The organism is Paenibacillus baekrokdamisoli, assembly GCF_003945345.1.
Lineage (GTDB): Bacteria > Bacillota > Bacilli > Paenibacillales > Paenibacillaceae > Paenibacillus_Z > Paenibacillus_Z baekrokdamisoli.
The window spans coordinates 6,698,866-6,714,248 of sequence record NZ_AP019308.1; the positions used below are offsets into that span (position 1 = coordinate 6,698,866).

General features: G+C 50.8%; 14 protein-coding genes. 13 read left to right on the top strand and 1 reads right to left on the bottom strand.

Annotated elements, in window-relative coordinates:
* Positions 1-41: 41 nt before the first annotated feature.
* Positions 42-1,190 (bottom strand): Gfo/Idh/MocA family protein, encoded by a 1,149-nt coding sequence (locus EKN16_RS29505; RefSeq protein ID WP_164523046.1) that lies wholly within the window; start codon positions 1,188-1,190, stop codon positions 42-44.
* A 205-nt stretch (positions 1,191-1,395) separates the two neighbouring features.
* On the opposite strand from EKN16_RS29505, the gene EKN16_RS29510 reads away from it, so the two are divergent.
* From EKN16_RS29510 to EKN16_RS29570, 13 genes are all read left to right on the top strand, one after another.
* Entirely contained in the window at positions 1,396-2,415 is a 1,020-nt protein-coding gene (locus tag EKN16_RS29510; RefSeq protein ID WP_125664914.1) for a zinc-dependent alcohol dehydrogenase, read from the top strand.
* 134 nt (positions 2,416-2,549) lie between these two features.
* Positions 2,550-3,221 (top strand): GntR family transcriptional regulator, encoded by a 672-nt coding sequence (locus tag EKN16_RS29515; RefSeq protein WP_232016082.1) that lies wholly within the window; start codon positions 2,550-2,552, stop codon positions 3,219-3,221.
* A gap of 11 nt (positions 3,222-3,232) precedes the next feature.
* Positions 3,233-4,399, top strand: coding sequence for a M20 family metallopeptidase (locus EKN16_RS29520; protein WP_125664918.1), 1,167 nt, complete (start codon positions 3,233-3,235; stop codon positions 4,397-4,399).
* Positions 4,400-4,416: 17 nt separating this feature from the next.
* A complete protein-coding gene (locus EKN16_RS29525) occupies positions 4,417-4,806 on the top strand; it encodes a RidA family protein (RefSeq protein WP_125664920.1) in 390 nt (129 codons plus the stop codon).
* Positions 4,803-5,546, top strand: a complete 744-nt coding sequence (locus tag EKN16_RS29530; RefSeq protein WP_164523048.1) for an MBL fold metallo-hydrolase — start codon at positions 4,803-4,805, stop codon at positions 5,544-5,546. Before EKN16_RS29525 ends, EKN16_RS29530 begins: the two co-directional genes overlap by 4 nt.
* A 15-nt stretch (positions 5,547-5,561) precedes the next feature.
* Complete coding sequence (locus EKN16_RS29535) at positions 5,562-6,575, top strand: Gfo/Idh/MocA family protein (RefSeq protein WP_125664924.1); 1,014 nt, start codon at positions 5,562-5,564, stop codon at positions 6,573-6,575.
* Between the two features lie 19 nt (positions 6,576-6,594).
* Positions 6,595-7,470, top strand: coding sequence for a fumarylacetoacetate hydrolase family protein (locus EKN16_RS29540; RefSeq protein WP_125664926.1), 876 nt, complete (start codon positions 6,595-6,597; stop codon positions 7,468-7,470).
* Between the two features lie 13 nt (positions 7,471-7,483).
* A complete protein-coding gene (locus tag EKN16_RS29545; RefSeq protein ID WP_125664928.1) occupies positions 7,484-10,141 on the top strand; it encodes a hypothetical protein in 2,658 nt (885 codons plus the stop codon).
* A 137-nt stretch (positions 10,142-10,278) separates the two neighbouring features.
* A complete protein-coding gene (locus EKN16_RS29550) occupies positions 10,279-10,671 on the top strand; it encodes a cytochrome P450 (RefSeq protein WP_125664929.1) in 393 nt (130 codons plus the stop codon).
* Positions 10,672-10,786: 115 nt separating this feature from the next.
* Positions 10,787-11,821, top strand: a complete 1,035-nt coding sequence (locus tag EKN16_RS29555) for a LacI family DNA-binding transcriptional regulator (protein ID WP_125664931.1) — start codon at positions 10,787-10,789, stop codon at positions 11,819-11,821.
* A gap of 185 nt (positions 11,822-12,006) precedes the next feature.
* Complete coding sequence (locus tag EKN16_RS29560) at positions 12,007-12,930, top strand: hypothetical protein (protein ID WP_125664933.1); 924 nt, start codon at positions 12,007-12,009, stop codon at positions 12,928-12,930.
* The gene (locus EKN16_RS29565) at positions 12,920-13,099 is read left to right on the top strand and encodes a hypothetical protein (RefSeq protein WP_125664935.1); all 180 of its coding nucleotides are present in this window, start codon (positions 12,920-12,922) and stop codon (positions 13,097-13,099) included. Before EKN16_RS29560 ends, EKN16_RS29565 begins: the two co-directional genes overlap by 11 nt.
* Entirely contained in the window at positions 13,096-15,324 is a 2,229-nt protein-coding gene (locus EKN16_RS29570; protein WP_125664937.1) for an alpha-amylase family glycosyl hydrolase, read from the top strand. The genes EKN16_RS29565 and EKN16_RS29570 overlap by 4 nt, the downstream gene beginning before the upstream one ends.
* Positions 15,325-15,383 lie beyond the last annotated feature (59 nt).

Consider the following 15,383-nt stretch of genomic DNA (forward strand, 5'->3'; position numbering starts at 1 on the left):
CAAAAAGCCATAGAAGAAAATCGCATAACATTTAGCTTCTCTCAGGATAAGTTGATAATTTGATCCTTAAATGAACTGCTGGTTCGGAAATTCGGCATAGGAATTGCCTTGCCGCCGTTCATTGCAGACAACTCGGAAAGAAAGGCGACGGCAGTCCATTCGCAGGCATCATAGACATTGATTGAGGGCTGTACGTTCTTAGTAATTGCGTCGATAAAATCCTGAATGATGAAATAATCACCACCCCAATGACCTGATTCTCTTTGCTCTTCTGTCGCATTCAAATAACGTTCGGGAAGTAAATGATAGAAATCTTTTAACGGCTGCCATTGAAGATTGTCTTTATCATTTTGTCCTGCCGTTAAACAGATTTTGTGCTGATCTCCGAGTCCTCTTGGGGCTTCATAGCATCCTTTGGTGCCTTGCAGGGAGTAATAAGACATATTGTGCGGACGATTGGAAATACAGTCGATGCGGATTTTGATTAATTTTCCGCTAGCCAGTCTACATAATGTAATCGAAGTATCCTCCTGTTTATGCTCGGGAGAGGTATGCCAGCCCGTGCCGAAACAGGAGACACTTTCGATTCGATCACCTTTGAACCATTTCATGACCGGTCCCAGACTGTGAGTCGGATAGAAAGCCCCTCGTTTGCCGGTCTGCCAATACTTTCTCCAGGAAGTCTTCTGATTGTTCGAAGATGGACGGTTATATCCTACTGTAAGGCTTTTGAGGTCGTGTATATACTCCCCTTCCCCGAAATACACCTCACCGAACAAACCCTGCTCGACCATATTATTGATCAGCTGATTCTCAGGGATATAACAATAGTTTTCTGCCATCATATAAACCTGGTTATGTTTTTCAACATTTTCTTTAAGCCACCATAGCTCATCCATCGTGACTCCAGCAGTAACTTCACTCAGGACATGTTTTCCTGCTTCAAGAGCGGCCAGCGTCTGCGGCGTGTGTAATTGCATGGGTGTCGCAATGACGACCGCATCAATATCTGATTCCAGCATATCTTCGAATATCCGGTACGTTCTGGGGATATTAAACTGCTTTGAAGCTTCCGCCAACAAGGATTCGTCTAAATCACATATAGCTACGACTTCCGCTTCAGGACTTGATTGAAAGCCTCGAATTGTACTTAAGCCTCGGGCACCAACAATTCCTACTTTTATTGTCAATTCTAAACCCTCCCTAGTAATAAATATAATATTTAATATATAATCCCACACGTAAATCTTAATATAAATTTCTATTATGTCAATACGCGGTAAGGGCTTTCAACCGGTGTGAAAAAATGGATTGACAAAGCAAAAACCATAGGGTAACTTATACATTATGTATTATATATAATAAATAGACACCGTATAAGGATGGAGGTACGCAATGAAAGCTTTAGTTTGGAGTGCAGCGGAAAGAATGGATTGGGAAGAGCGGGAGCGTCCCGTTCCTCAAGATAATGAAGTCCTTGTGCGTATAGAGGTTGTGGGGATATGCGGTTCGGAAATCGAAGGGTATTTGGGGCATAACAGTCTTCGCAAGCCTCCTTTAATTATGGGACATGAGTTTTGTGGCGTTGTAGAGCAGGTTGGCAATCAAGAGAACGGAGCTCTAATAGGCAAAAAAATCGTTGTTAATCCGTTACTCTTCTGCGGAAATTGCGGTCAGTGTCTTAAGGGGCTGACCCAATTGTGCGAGAGTAGAAAAATTATTGGCATTCATCAACCCGGTGCATTCGCAGAGTGGGCGATCGTCCCTGTTGAGGCCGTAATCGAAGTGCCTGAATCGATGAGTTCATTTCGTGCTGCGCTTGCGGAACCGCTTGCTTGTTCGCTTCGGGCGACTCGGAGAGCGATGGAACGACATCCTTTTTCCAATGTTGTTGTTTTCGGCGCCGGCGGCATCGGCTTGCTCTGCGCCATGACAGCTTCGCTGCTTGGAGCATCGAAGGTGATGATTGTGGATACCAATCAGGCAAGATTGACGATGAGTCGGAGTGTGGGGATTGAAGAGACCGCTAATGCACGCGAGGATAAGTTGGAAGAGAGGGCGGAGCAAGTATTTGGTTCGAAAGGGATAGATGTTGTGATTGATGCCGCAGGCTTCCAACCGACCAGAGAGGCGGCTATAAAGCTGCTTAATCCCGGCGGAACCTTCATGAACATTGGACTGGGCATCGACGAAACGGTATTACCTATTAACCATGTGATACGAAATGAAATTGAGATATTGGGCTCGTTCTGCTACACGCGCCAGGATTTTCAGGATGCTGTAGATTTGTTGATCGCCGGGAAAATAACGGAGACGGGTTGGACTGAAATTCGTCCGCTTTCAGAAGGTTTTCAGGCGTTTGCACAATTGGTCGACGGTAAAGTAACCAGTGGAAAAATTTTGCTCAAACCTTGATTCGATTGTCCTTTACATCGTGTGAGTTTTCTATACTATCTTTTATATTTAAGGTATTATATAAGATATGGAAAATAATTATGATGGAAAGTTGGTAATAATCGATGAAGGAACCTATAACCCGACAAACATTTTTGGAAAAGCAAAGCATGAGCGTGGATTTGGCCGAGTTTATCAAGCAGCAAATTCTCGACGGGCATCTCAGTCCCGGCGATCGGATCGTGGAGACGAAGGTTGCCAAAGATCTCGGCATCAGTCAAACGCCGGTCCGGGAGGCGATTCGGCAGCTGTCTGGCGAAGGCATCATTACGATTGTGCCGAACAAAGGGCCGATGGTGCGTACGTTCGAGATGAAGGATATTTTTGAGGTCTATTCTCTGCGGTCCATGCTTGAAGGTCTTGCGATTCGTTTGGCTGTCCAGTTTGCAACCGACGAAGATATCGAGGAACTGGTGCAATTCTTCGAAGAGATGAAGAGAAAGATGGCAGACGATTCGGTAGATTCGCTGCTCCAAGATTCTGTATATCTTCATCAAAGCATTATCCGGTTATCCAATCATTCCCGGTTAAGCGCAAGCTATGATTCCATCACGTTCCACATATCACTTGCAGCACGAATTCTGGGGCGAGTATCGACGAAGCATAAGGAAGTCGAGCAGCATGCTGAACTGATCGACGCGCTTGTACGCCGCGATCCTGATCATGCAGAGAAAGTGATGCGCAAACATATTCTACGTTCGTTTAACGAATTCAGGGAACTGCCCGAGGCTGAGAATTGGGCCTATGACGATATCAACTGGCTGTAGGAGTGAGAAGAATGGAATCATTGGCGATTGATGGCGCGATTCACCCCGCTGTACAGATATTGGACGATCTGCTCCGTATTCAAAGCGTCAATCCGCATTATGGGGAGGACGCCCGGGGAGAGCGGGACGTTGCCGATTATATCGAAATGCGTATGCGCAAGGCGGGGCTGCAGGTTACCCGCCAGCCCGTTGCCGAAGGCCGTGACAATATTATTGCCGAATTGCGGGTAGGCAAACCAGAGTCCGCCTTACTATTCGAGGCGCATATGGATACCGTATCGATCGGGAGCATGGATAATGCGCTCATTCCACTCTATCGTGATGGCAGGCTTTATGGAAGAGGAGCATGCGACACGAAGGGCGCGTTGGCGGGAATGATCCATATGATGGAGCGCTGCGCGTTGCATTCGGAGCTTCTGAACGCAGACCTTGTCTTCTGCGCTTCAGTCGATGAGGAGTACGCTTTTCAGGGACTTACGGCTTTCATGTCGCTGCATATTCCGTTATCGGGTGCCGTTGTCGGCGAACCAACGGAGCTCGGCATCGTAGTCGAGCATAAGGGCTGCGCTCGCTTCTCTGTGCAAACGCACGGCAAAGCCGCTCACAGCTCCGTTCCGCACAAGGGAGACAACGCTATCTATGTGATGATGGATGTCGTTCGCCATGTGAGGGAGCGGGTTGAGCCTCAGTTGGCGCAATTTGGGAGCGAGCTGTGTGGACAGCCGACAATCGTCGTCAGCACCGTTAACGGAGGCAGTCAGATTAATATTGTTCCGGAAAATTGCGAAATCCGCGTGGATCGGCGTATCGTTCCCGGAGAAACACCGGAACAAGTATTGTCCGTGTTCGAGCGCCAGTTGAAGGAAGCACTCCCTGACGCGAAAATTTCAGTGGAGCCGCTGTTGTTGGACCCAGCGTTAAACACGCCTCATGGCGCCGCGGTTGTCCAGGCGGCGCAGCGCGTCGCAGGCTCACTCGGCTTGAACCCGTCGCTGCGCGGCGTATCTTATGGAAGCAATGCAAGCAAGCTGCAGGCATGGGAAGGGATTCCGTCTATCGTGTACGGTCCGGGTTCGATCGATCAGGCGCACTCCGCCGAAGAGTGGGTTCCGGTCGCGGAAGTTGTACAGGCGGCTGAGTTTTATTATCAATTGGCTTGTAACTACAAGGGCAATTAAGAGGAGAGAGGCCGACTGTGAAAAAGGAAATCATAACTACGGATAAAGCGCCGAAACCGAGCGGCTCATATTCCCAGGCCGTGAAGCTTGGTGATATGGTTTACGTGGCGGGAACATGTCCTTTCGATATCGCTACGGGAGAAGTACTGTGCCCGGACGATATGGCGCGGCAAACGCGTGTCGTTCTTGAATATATGCAGGAAATCTTAAAGGCTGCCGGCACCTCACTGGAGCATGTTGTGAAAGTGACTTCCTTCATCGATGAATTGGATGACTTCCGGACGTACGACAGCGTGTATGGCACTTTCTTCAAAGAGGAGCCGCCCGTCCGCAGCACGGTCGAAATCGGCAAATTTCCTCCCGGCATGCGCGTGGAAATCGAATGCATCGCCTATATCCCTTCATGATCAAGGTCGATGAAGGCATATTTATGGTCGGCAGCGGCAAGTATGGCATCCAACTGAGCGATCCGATGGATTGCAACGTTTACGTGCTGGACGGAGGAGGCGGGGAATACGCCTTAATCGATTCCGGCGGGGGATTGGAGCCGGAGCGCATCGTGGCGAATATCGAATGCATCGGAATTTCTCCGACGCAAATTCGGTATTTGCTCCTTACCCATGGACATGGCGATCATGCGGCCGGTGCCGCTTATTTTCACCGTCAATACGGGGTACAGGTCATTACTTCAAAGGAGATCTTGCCCTGGATTGAACGGGGAGACCGGGATAAGGTAAGCATTACCGCGGCGGTAAGAGCGGGTGTGTATCCGGCGGATTACGAATTTCCGCCTTGCCCGGTCGCACGGGGCGTGCAGGAGAACGATGAGATTGTCATCGGGAACACCGTGCTGAAAGTGGTCGATACGCCAGGCCACGCGCGGGGTCACATCGCTTTTATGCTCGAGAGGGATAGAAGAAAGCTGTTGTTCAGCGGGGATTCGGTTTTTGCCGGAGGGAAGGTAGTCATTCAGAATGTCTGGGATTGCATTATACCCGAATACGCCGATACGGTAGCTAAGCTGCACAGGCTCGGCATCGATAGTTTGTTTCCTGGGCACGGCGCGTTCCTGTTGACCGAAGCCTGGAAGCATATCGAAAAAGCGCATGCTTGCTTCGAACGGTTGGATATTCCACCGAATTTATAGAGGGGGAGATAACGAATGAACAAAGTGAGAGTGGGAATTCTCGGCTTGGGCAGATGGGGCATGTGCCATCTAGAAGCTTATAGCTCGCTTGGGCAAGCGGAAGTCGTGGCCATATGCGACAGCTCGCCAGAACGGCTGGAACGTGCGGGGTTAGAATACGGCATCGTAAACCTTTATTTAAATGCAGATGACCTGCTGCAGCGGAACGATATCGATTTGATCAGTGTGGTGACCTTCGAAAGCCAGCATCTGGAGCCGACTTTGAAAGCGCTTCGATCCGGCAAACACGTCCTAGTGGAAAAGCCAGTAACGACCCGGCCTGACGAGGCAAGGGCAATGCAGGCTGCCGCTGCCGACAGCGGCCGCTTGCTGCTGCCAGGGCATTTGCTCCGGTTCGACCCCCGCTATGCCGCGATTAAAGAAGCGGTTCAGTCGAACCGGGTCGGTACACCGGTCAGCATGTACATGAAACGTTCACGGGAGCATTATTTATTCGATACCTTTCAACGCGTACATACGGTATTCGAACTGATGATTCATGATATCGATTTGGCTATCTGGTATGCCGGATGTCGTGTCAGAAGCGTGAAAGCTTATGGGAAATCCGTTTCCGGCGCTGCCTCTCCGGAAGTACTGTGGGCGAACCTCGAATTCGAGAATGGCGCTTTGGCCGTATTGCACAGCAATTGGATGACGCCGGACGAAGCGGGAGTCGAAATCGCAGATGCGATCGAAGTGATTGGGCAGAGCGGCACCGCCCACTTTGAAACTAGCAACTCGGGTTTGCAAATATGGAATAGCGGAGGCAGACTGACGCCTGATATGAACATTCATACGAAGCTGCATGGACAATCGGTAGGATGTTTGCGGGAGCAGCTGACCTATATTTGCCGCTGTATTTCACGGGGAGAAGATCCGACCGTCATCTCGTTCGCCGATGCCGTTCATGGCGTTGAAGTGGCCGATGCGATTGCGGCTTCCTGTGCGACGGGACGTGAGATCGTGCTTGAAGAGACGGTAACGAAATGAACATGATGGGGTGTAAGGAATGAAACTGCTTACATTTGCAACGGAAGAAGGCTTACGACTGGGCGTCAAGACTGAATCCGGAGTCGTGAAAATTCCCGCGGCGGACGGATGGCCGCAAACGATGGAAGCTTTGATCGCCGGGGGCGACCCAGTGATCAAGCAGCTGAAGGAGCACGTGCGGAGTGCTGTGGAAGCCGGCAATCTGCTGCCCGAGGAAGATCTGACATTAGGCCCGTGCGTTCCTAGTCCGGGGAAAATCATTTGTGTTGGTTTAAATTATCGCGAGCATGCCGCGGAATCCAACATGAGCATTCCGGAATTCCCCGTTCTTTTCAATAAATTCAACAATTCCATCGCCGCTCACGGGCAGACGATTCCACTGCCTCCTTCCGTAAAGGAAGCAGATTACGAAGTGGAGCTTGTGATCGTGATCGGCCAGACGACGAGCAGAGTTTCCAAAGACGAGGCGCTGGAGCATGTATTCGGTTATTGCATCGCCAATGACCTGTCATCCAGGGATTTGCAGTTCAGAACGAATCAATGGATGCTCGGCAAAAGCCTGGATCACTTCTGTCCGATCGGCCCGTACCTGGTGACGGCAGACGAAGTCGGGGATCCGAACCGTCTGGAGCTCGGCTGCCGCTTGAACGGAGAAGTTCGGCAGCAATCCCATACATCGGATATGATTTTTTATTGCGACGAATTGGTCAGTTATATCAGCGAATATATGACTTTGAGCCCAGGAGACATCATCCTCACCGGAACGCCGCAAGGCGTTATTTTCGGCTATCCGCCGGAGAAGCGCGTTTGGCTGAAGGACGGGGACGAGATCGTCGTGGAGATCAGCAAGCTGGGCAGATTGGCAAATCGAATCGGTACGCCTATATCGGCATGAAAGGGGATTCGCAATGATTCTCGAGCTGCAAACGGATTCAGAAAAGAGGGCGCTGGCTTTGCCGCATTTCCCTACACACATGCAGGCGGTCATTTGGCGCAATTGGGGCATGGTATCGACTGGTAGGCTCGGTGAGGTGCTGGGCGCCACCGAAGCGCAAATCATAGAAGCCGCAACAGAACTGGGGCTTGATAAATCGACGGCTGGGAACGAAGCGAGATGGCTCGAAAGAGGTTACATTACGATCATCCGCGCCAACTGGCATCTGCTCCCCTTCGAGCAGCTTCTTCAACTGCTGGGATGGACGGAGGAGCGACTTGCTTTCACTTTGAAAGAGGATGATTTCCTATGGATCAAGCTGGGCAGCATGAAGCCTTGGACGGAGCCGGTCCGTTATCGGCCTTTGAATGCGATGGAACGAGATCAGACGCGGCATATCCGAGAAACGATCGTAACCCATTTCGGTAAACGGACAGGATCTTTAACTCATGGAGAAAGGTTCGAACAACCTTTCGATTTTCTAGACCAATATCGAGAGCCATCTGTACGAGACCGAGTTCCGGCGAGGAAACCTGATCCGGGGGAGCTCAGGCTAGACATTCCCTGGACAATCGAAGCGCCGCGAGGGAATTCCATTCTGGATTCATCGTTAGAACGATTCGTAAGGAAACATGAACAGATTTGGGGAACGAAGTGGATCATCCAAAATAGTTCTGCTTTATCGGCAACTGTTGAACATAGGCCGGTCATGCGAATTGAAATCGTGCCGGATCTGTCTCAGCCTGCGGAGAGCCATACGATTTCCGTGGGCGTGGATACCATAACGATCAGGGCTTCAGCCGAGACAGGAATTATGCGGGGGCTGCAATGGCTTGCCGGGCAAATGCGGAAACGCAGGGTACCCTATGTTATCGCAGGTGAGTACCGGAGGACCTCGAAATTTGATTTACGCATTATTTACTCCTACAGCGCGGTATACGGGGATCCCCTTCTGTCACCCGAGTTGGACCCGTACCCGGACGAATTGCTAGAAAGGCTTTCCGATGCAGGAGTCAACGGGATCTGGCTGCAAAGCGTTCTGTACAGCTTGGTACCGTGGGATGCAGCGCCGGAATTATCCGTCGATTGGGAGAAGCGAATCGTTGGACTGCGCAGGCTGGCGGCAAGAGCTAGGCAATACGGAATCGGCGTTTATTTGTACTGCAACGAGCCCCGGTCCATGCCTGTTCCTTTTTTTGCCGACAAGCCGGATTGGCAGGGACATACGGAGGACGGCCAAGCGATGATGTGCACATCCCATCCGGAAGTTCAGAAGCTCTTACGCGGAGCGATTGCTCGGCTGTTTCGCGAGGTTCCTGATTTGGCAGGTCTGTTTACCATTACGATGTCGGAAAATTGGACGCATTGCTATTCCCGTGCGGCTGGCGGTCTGACGAATTGTCCACGCTGCAGCAAGAGAAAGCCAAGCGAAGTGGTAGCGGAAGTGAACGGACTCATCGCGGAAGGCGCGTTCAGTGAACAACCCAACGCGCGCATTCTTTGCTGGACGTGGGGATGGTCCGCGGATTGGGGATGGACGGAGAGCGATATAGCAAACGCGATCGAAAGACTTCCAGACAATGTTATCGTCATGTCCACCAGCGAGGAAGCGATAGCCACGAACATTGTGGGAGTACCGGGACAGGTCATCGACTATTCCATGTCCGTAGTCGGGCCGGGAGAGAAGTCGCTGCAAAGCTGGCGGACTGCGAATGAGCGGGGGCTGCGGACGGCGGCGAAGGTGCAGTTCAATAACACGTGGGAATGCTCCGCGGTACCGTTCTTGCCCGTCTTCCAACTGCTCGAGGAGCATTTGAATCGTTTGAATGATTCGGGAGTCAGCGGTCTGCTGTTGAGTTGGACGCTGGGCGGGTACCCTTCGCTTAATCTAGAGCTGGCTGCCGAATACTACTGGGAGAGCGAAACCGGGGAAAAGACCGGGATCAATGAGCTGCTTCGGGACAAATTCGGAAGCGCTGCGGGACAAGGGATAGCGAATGCTTCAGCCGCTTTCAGCCGAGCATTCCAGGAATTTCCGTTTGATCTGAACGTGCTGTATTGCGCCCCGCAAAATTTCGGGCCCGTCAATCTGCTGCATCTGCAGCCGACGGGATTTCAGGCGACGATGATTGGTTTTCCGTATGACGATCTTCTGTCTTGGAGAGGGATTTATTCGGAATCCGTTTTTGCCAGTCAGTTCAAGAAGCTGTCGGACGGTTGGAGGAAGGGGCTGCAGCTGCTGGAGAAAGCGCGGAAGCTCGTGCTTCCTGATGCCAAACACGAGTTCGACAGCTTGATGACGGCGGCTTCCACAGCTCATCTTCATTTTCATAGCACGTATTTACAGACCGAATTCGTGATAACCCGAAACCGGTACCTGGCCGCGAATCGTGAACAAACCCGGCTTAAGGCGTGCCGCAAACTAATGGATATTGTCCGTAAGGAAGCGGACAATGCCCGGCAGCTATACGATATTGTCATCAGGGATTCCCGGATCGGATTTGAAGCGAGCAATCATTATTACTATACGGTTCAGGATTTGAAGGAAAAGGAGCTGAATAGCCGTTTCATTCTTGAGCAGCTGCAGCAGGCGGAAGAACGAGCGGCGGCTGGGCTCCCTAATCTTCATTGAAAGTGATACAATAAGAAACGGCTAACGCGGTCCTTGGCGGGGGAAGCAAATGAGGATGGGGTGCCCATTCCCATGCATGAGGTAATGATGTAGTTAACGCTTGGCATTATTGCACGCAGTTTGTTCAAGACCTTGATGTGGACAAAGCGGAGCTGGCAGCCGCGTTAGATATTACGATCCGCCAAACGGCCGGTACGATATTCTCGCCGATTAGCGCATTTCGTCCGGAGAGGTTCGACGGCGAAGTTTCTCAATGGGCGAGATTTGCTTATTTTCCGTTCGGGGGAGGCTCCAGAGGTTGTATTGGCCCGCAGTTTGCATTATTGGAGGCGGGTATCATAATGGGATCGCTAGCTGAAAAACTTCAATTTGCGTCCACCTCGGGACAAGGCGAAGCGGAACCTGAGCCGCTCGTGTCGATGCGAGTGAAGAACGGTCGGTGGATGGTTCCAGAACGCCGAAAGATATTATTCCTAACAAAGTTAAGGACAATGGTAGTGAGGTTTGCAGGATGGCGTGATTCTGATTAAACACTCTCGGTTCTCGTCCCGGTCCTCGAATTCGCTAGATTTGACACATAATAGAAATCAAATTATCATTATAAATGATAACGCAATCATTATTGATTTCAGGACGGAGAGCCTTATGATTACCATGAAAGATGTCGCAAAACTTGCAGGAGTCTCTCCCATTACCGTATCTCGGGTAATTAGTTCCCCGGAGCAAGTGAAACCCTCCACTCGGGCAAAGGTAACGAGAGCGATTGATGAATTGAATTTCAAACCGAACAGTATAGCCAGAAGTTTGGTCACAAACAGAACCGATACGATTGGATTGCTGTTGTCTAACATCGCCAATCCGTACTACCCGGAGTTTATTCTTGGTCTCGAGACCATGGCCCGCTCGCTAGGCAAAAATGTCATTATATGCAACGCAAAGGATTATGAAACGGCTACCCAGAATCTGGAGCTCCTACTGGAGAAGCGCGTGGACGGGATTGTCATCACATCGATCGAATTCGATTCCTTAAAGCTTCAGGAGAAGTTCCATGCCAATCTGGAGGAACTGGCTAACTTAAAGCAAAAAAGCATTCCCATTGTCCTCATGGATCCCAACCCGCGTTCGACGATTTTGTCGTGCATAGAAGTGGACAATTATTTGGCGGGAAGAATCGCCATGGATCACCTATATGCGTTAGGACACACGAGGATTGCGCACATATCGGTGGAACGGGATGCCAACGTGTGGATCGATCGTCTTCGTGCTTATAAGGATGCCCACCTCAAATTCGGTTTGGGTTTCGACACTTCGCTAGTCGAATTGATCCCTGTAGAAGATGTGAAAGTCGCGGAAGAAGCGGCTCATCGTCTATTGCAGCGGGTTTCTCGGCCTACGGCGATCTTCGCCGGAAACGACCTTCTTGCGGTGGGAGCTATCCATGCGGCCCATCGCTTAGGCATTAGAATCCCTGAAGAGCTGTCTATTATCGGCATTGATGGAATCATTGTCGGCGATCAAATTTTCCCGCGGTTAACAACGGTTGCCCACCCTCAGAATAAAGTCGGAGAGGTGGCAGCTCAATTGCTTGTGAAGAAAATATACGGTCACGACGATAATAGCAACATCACTTTAAAACCGGCTCTGCTTATTAGGGAGAGCACGGCGAAAGCGCACAAATAAATTCAGTACCGCATGAGCCGGATTTTCTATTGACAAAGACAAGACGGCTCGATATGATGAACCTAAATGATTGCGCAATCATTAATAATGATCTACTGAATACAGGAATAAAGAGATGTCGAAGAGGGCTATCGTTCATTTTGTTGTTATATTTATGGTTGCGATATCATTTGAGGAGAGATGGTATGCTCGAAGACGCGCAGTCCAAGTCCAACGACAATGATACGATCGAGGAGAAACAGGTAAGTAGAAAAAAATTTCTTGCTTCGATCGGAGTAACAGGGGCTGCATTGTTAGCAGGCAGCCTTCTACCCGCCGGATTCGCGGTGGCCGCGGATCAAGGGACAACGAACTTTACCGGAACCGTGCAAGTCAACGCGCCCGCTGCCTCAACGACATCATCCATGAATATTTCCAGGGACGCCAATTATTCGGGTGGAAGTCCTGGTTATGTGAACAGCGCTTTATATGTTGTTGATACGGTGCGGAACGGAGTAACCGCTTTTGAATGGGGCATTACAAGCGTACTTAACAATTTCGCTAGCGCGGGAGAGAACGTAGCTCTTTACGGGCAAGGCAACCGGCATGGAACGGGGCCGACTTGGGCTGGTGTTTTCGAAGCTCGCGACCACACGCAGACCGCGGGTACGACCGGCCTTCTAGGATTGGAAGTAGATGTGTTCGCCAACGGTCAAGATACGAACCAGATCCGCTTCGGAATCGATATCGTAGTCGGAAAAGGAGTCGCTGCAGGATCGACATGCCAAGCTTATGCGGGAATACGGCTTGGCCCGGTTAACGGCGATTCTAACCAAGGCTCTTTTAAAAAGGGGCTGCTCTTGACCGGGAACGTAACGACCGGCGTTGACGTACAGTCGAACGGTACATATGCTTTTCGGTCGTCGGGCACGAACAATGTCGGCCTGGACCTATCGACCGGTACGCATTCCGATTCGGCCATCCGAATCAAGGCGAACGATAGTATTGCGCTTGAAGCGTCCAACATGATTAAGATGAAGTATAACGCCTCAACGCAGAAGATCGAGTTTTATAACGGTTCCAATCGAATCGGTTATATCGATACGAATGGTGCTGATCATGCACTATGAATTGTATCTGGAAAACCTTGAGCTCAAAAAACGCCTGATCGAAGCCCAATTACAACTGCTTCATATGCAGTATGCTGCCGTTCTGCAGGAAATGGAACGGTTCAGCACGGAATACGGACCGCCCGTTCATACGGAAGCTGTCCCGGGAAGTAGGGAAGATAACAGTTGATCAACTATGTCGAACATCACCCGATTCGAATTGGCTACGATGCGTTGACGGGACAGCCATTATCCATCTCGATGGATGGCCACGAGGAGTTTGCGTTCTCCCATTCGCTCGTTCGGTTTGATGTGGATGGCGAAAGCGGTCCTAACAACGAAGGGCAGATGATACATGTTCAGCGAACGAATCGTATCGGAGGAGACGGGGTACTGGAATCTGTCGATTTCAGGCCGGGTGAAGCCAAGGAAGAAGCGTTTCTGAAGTTGAACCTCTTATTGGGGACGGATTGGAGAATGGTCCTCGCATTTCGAATAAGTCGAACCGACGTGGCGCTGCAAGTCTCCCTTACGAACCTTGGCGCGGAAAAGCGAGTGATCCGCTCGTTGAAATGGATCGTCGAAGGATTAGGTCGGAATAAACTCGGCGATTGCGAGATTTTGATGCCGGGATACGCGCCGGAACTGGATTTACCTTATCAGCTTCGCCGGAAAGTCGATCAATATCCGAATCCCATGCAGTTTGCTTCGGAAAGTCCTACACCGTACGGATCGGATGAACCGGGTAATCGTTCCGGGATTATGGGCGTGTATGACGCTCGGGAAAAAGTCGCGGCGTTGACCTGGTGGGCGAGCGATGCATATCCGATGAAATCTAGGCTTCTTCGCATCGATGACCAGGTTATACGGGAAAGCACGGTATACTGCCCGTGCCTCCTATCCCCGGGAGAGACGCTTGAGGTCGGAACGTTTTATTTCGGCCGATTTTCCGGTGATAGAGTCGAGGCGGTATGGCAGGCCGCCAGAAGCTTCGGTCCGTATCGTTACGCCGGGGAGGAAATGTCCGACCGCCGGGAGTTGAGAATCTGCGAAATTCAAATTGGCGAAAAGATGGGCAGAACCGTATTCTCGAGCTATGACGATGTGATCCGTCAGCTGGCTTATATCCGCGAGTTGGGATTCAACGCCTTGGAGGTGATGCCGAGGTTTCCGTTCCCGTCTTATTCGGTTTATGATTTCTTCGATGTCGATACGACTTTCGGGGATCGGATGGGATTAAGAAACCTCGTAAAGGCAGCCCACAATGTCGGAATCAAGGTGATCATCGACATCGTGTTCCACGGGCCGCTCGAGGAAGAACCGAAGGACTGGTGCATGCCGGACGGGAATTATCGCTTCGATTCGCCTTATCTTGACGGGCATCCGGAATGGTTTTCGCGTCATGAGAACGGAGAGTTCGCCCGCACGTATACACGATCGTTCGATTTATCGAATCCCGATCTGCAGAATCACATCGCCGATGCGATGATCTATCTGATCCGGGAGCTCGACATCGACGGCTTCAGGTTGGATGCACAAACGTGGAATTTCTTTCCGAATTGGGACCCGCTTATCGATCGGCCGGCTTACGAGGCATTATACGCTGGTTATCGCATGATGGAAGGAATCGGAGCGAAGGTTGCCGCGGCTTACCCGGGCAAAATCATGTACACCGAAGGCTGCGGACCGTTGGTTGCCCGGTATCATCCGTATCGCTACAACTATGACTATCACTGGATCTATCCGGCGATGGCCAACGTTATCGATCCGCGAGGCATGTCCGACAAGTTCTGGAGGAAAGCTTCGGAGAACACGTTGTGCTGGAGAGACCTGGCGGAATGGCTGGAAGAAGCGGAAGCCGCGATGCCCGAAGGGATAAGCGTCGTCCATCAGACCGATTCTCACGATTCGCATGAATGGGCCGGCTTCCACCAAGGACAATTCAATCGAGAAGCCTTCGGCGTCGAAGCCCACCGCGTAATGGTCGGTACCGCGATGTTCATGAACGGCGGGTTCATGTCCTTCTACGGGGCAGAGCAAGGAAACGAGGACTTTTACCGATCCATGATGTCAATCCGGGAACATAACGAAGTGATGGCAGCGGGGAAATGCAGCTATCGCGGTATATTCGTTAGCGACCCAAGGATTATCGCAATCCTATGGACGAATGGTCAACGTTGGCTGCTGTATGTCGCCAATCCGGATAACGAAACGAAACGCGTTGAATTGGGTATCGGGGAAATCAAAGTTGAAAGCTTTATCAACGCGGATTCCGTTCGATGGGAAGTATGCGATCTTATGAAGCCAGCTGAAGGCTCTTTCGAGTTGAACGGCTCCGATATGGCTTTGGGCTGGCCGATGAAGCTCGACGGCTATGGCGTGCATGTGCTGGAAGGAACTCCTCTTGGCCATTAATGTATGGTAAAGAGGAAGTCTACAACAAAATGGTTGCGTTACCATTATCTCAAAAATAT

What these genes read in the sequence shown, in the direction of transcription:
- EKN16_RS29510 (WP_125664914.1), top strand. Translation starts at nt 1,396, where the DNA reads ATGAAAGCTTTAGTTTGGAGTGCAGCGGAAAGAATGGATTGGGAAGAG.
- EKN16_RS29530 (WP_164523048.1), top strand. Translation starts at nt 4,803, where the DNA reads ATGATCAAGGTCGATGAAGGCATATTTATGGTCGGCAGCGGCAAGTAT.
- EKN16_RS29560 (WP_125664933.1), top strand. Translation starts at nt 12,007, where the DNA reads ATGCTCGAAGACGCGCAGTCCAAGTCCAACGACAATGATACGATCGAG.
- EKN16_RS29545 (WP_125664928.1), top strand. Translation starts at nt 7,484, where the DNA reads ATGATTCTCGAGCTGCAAACGGATTCAGAAAAGAGGGCGCTGGCTTTG.
- EKN16_RS29565 (WP_125664935.1), top strand. Translation starts at nt 12,920, where the DNA reads ATGCACTATGAATTGTATCTGGAAAACCTTGAGCTCAAAAAACGCCTG.
- EKN16_RS29540 (WP_125664926.1), top strand. Translation starts at nt 6,595, where the DNA reads ATGAAACTGCTTACATTTGCAACGGAAGAAGGCTTACGACTGGGCGTC.
- EKN16_RS29520 (WP_125664918.1), top strand. Translation starts at nt 3,233, where the DNA reads ATGGAATCATTGGCGATTGATGGCGCGATTCACCCCGCTGTACAGATA.
- EKN16_RS29555 (WP_125664931.1), top strand. Translation starts at nt 10,787, where the DNA reads ATGATTACCATGAAAGATGTCGCAAAACTTGCAGGAGTCTCTCCCATT.
- EKN16_RS29535 (WP_125664924.1), top strand. Translation starts at nt 5,562, where the DNA reads ATGAACAAAGTGAGAGTGGGAATTCTCGGCTTGGGCAGATGGGGCATG.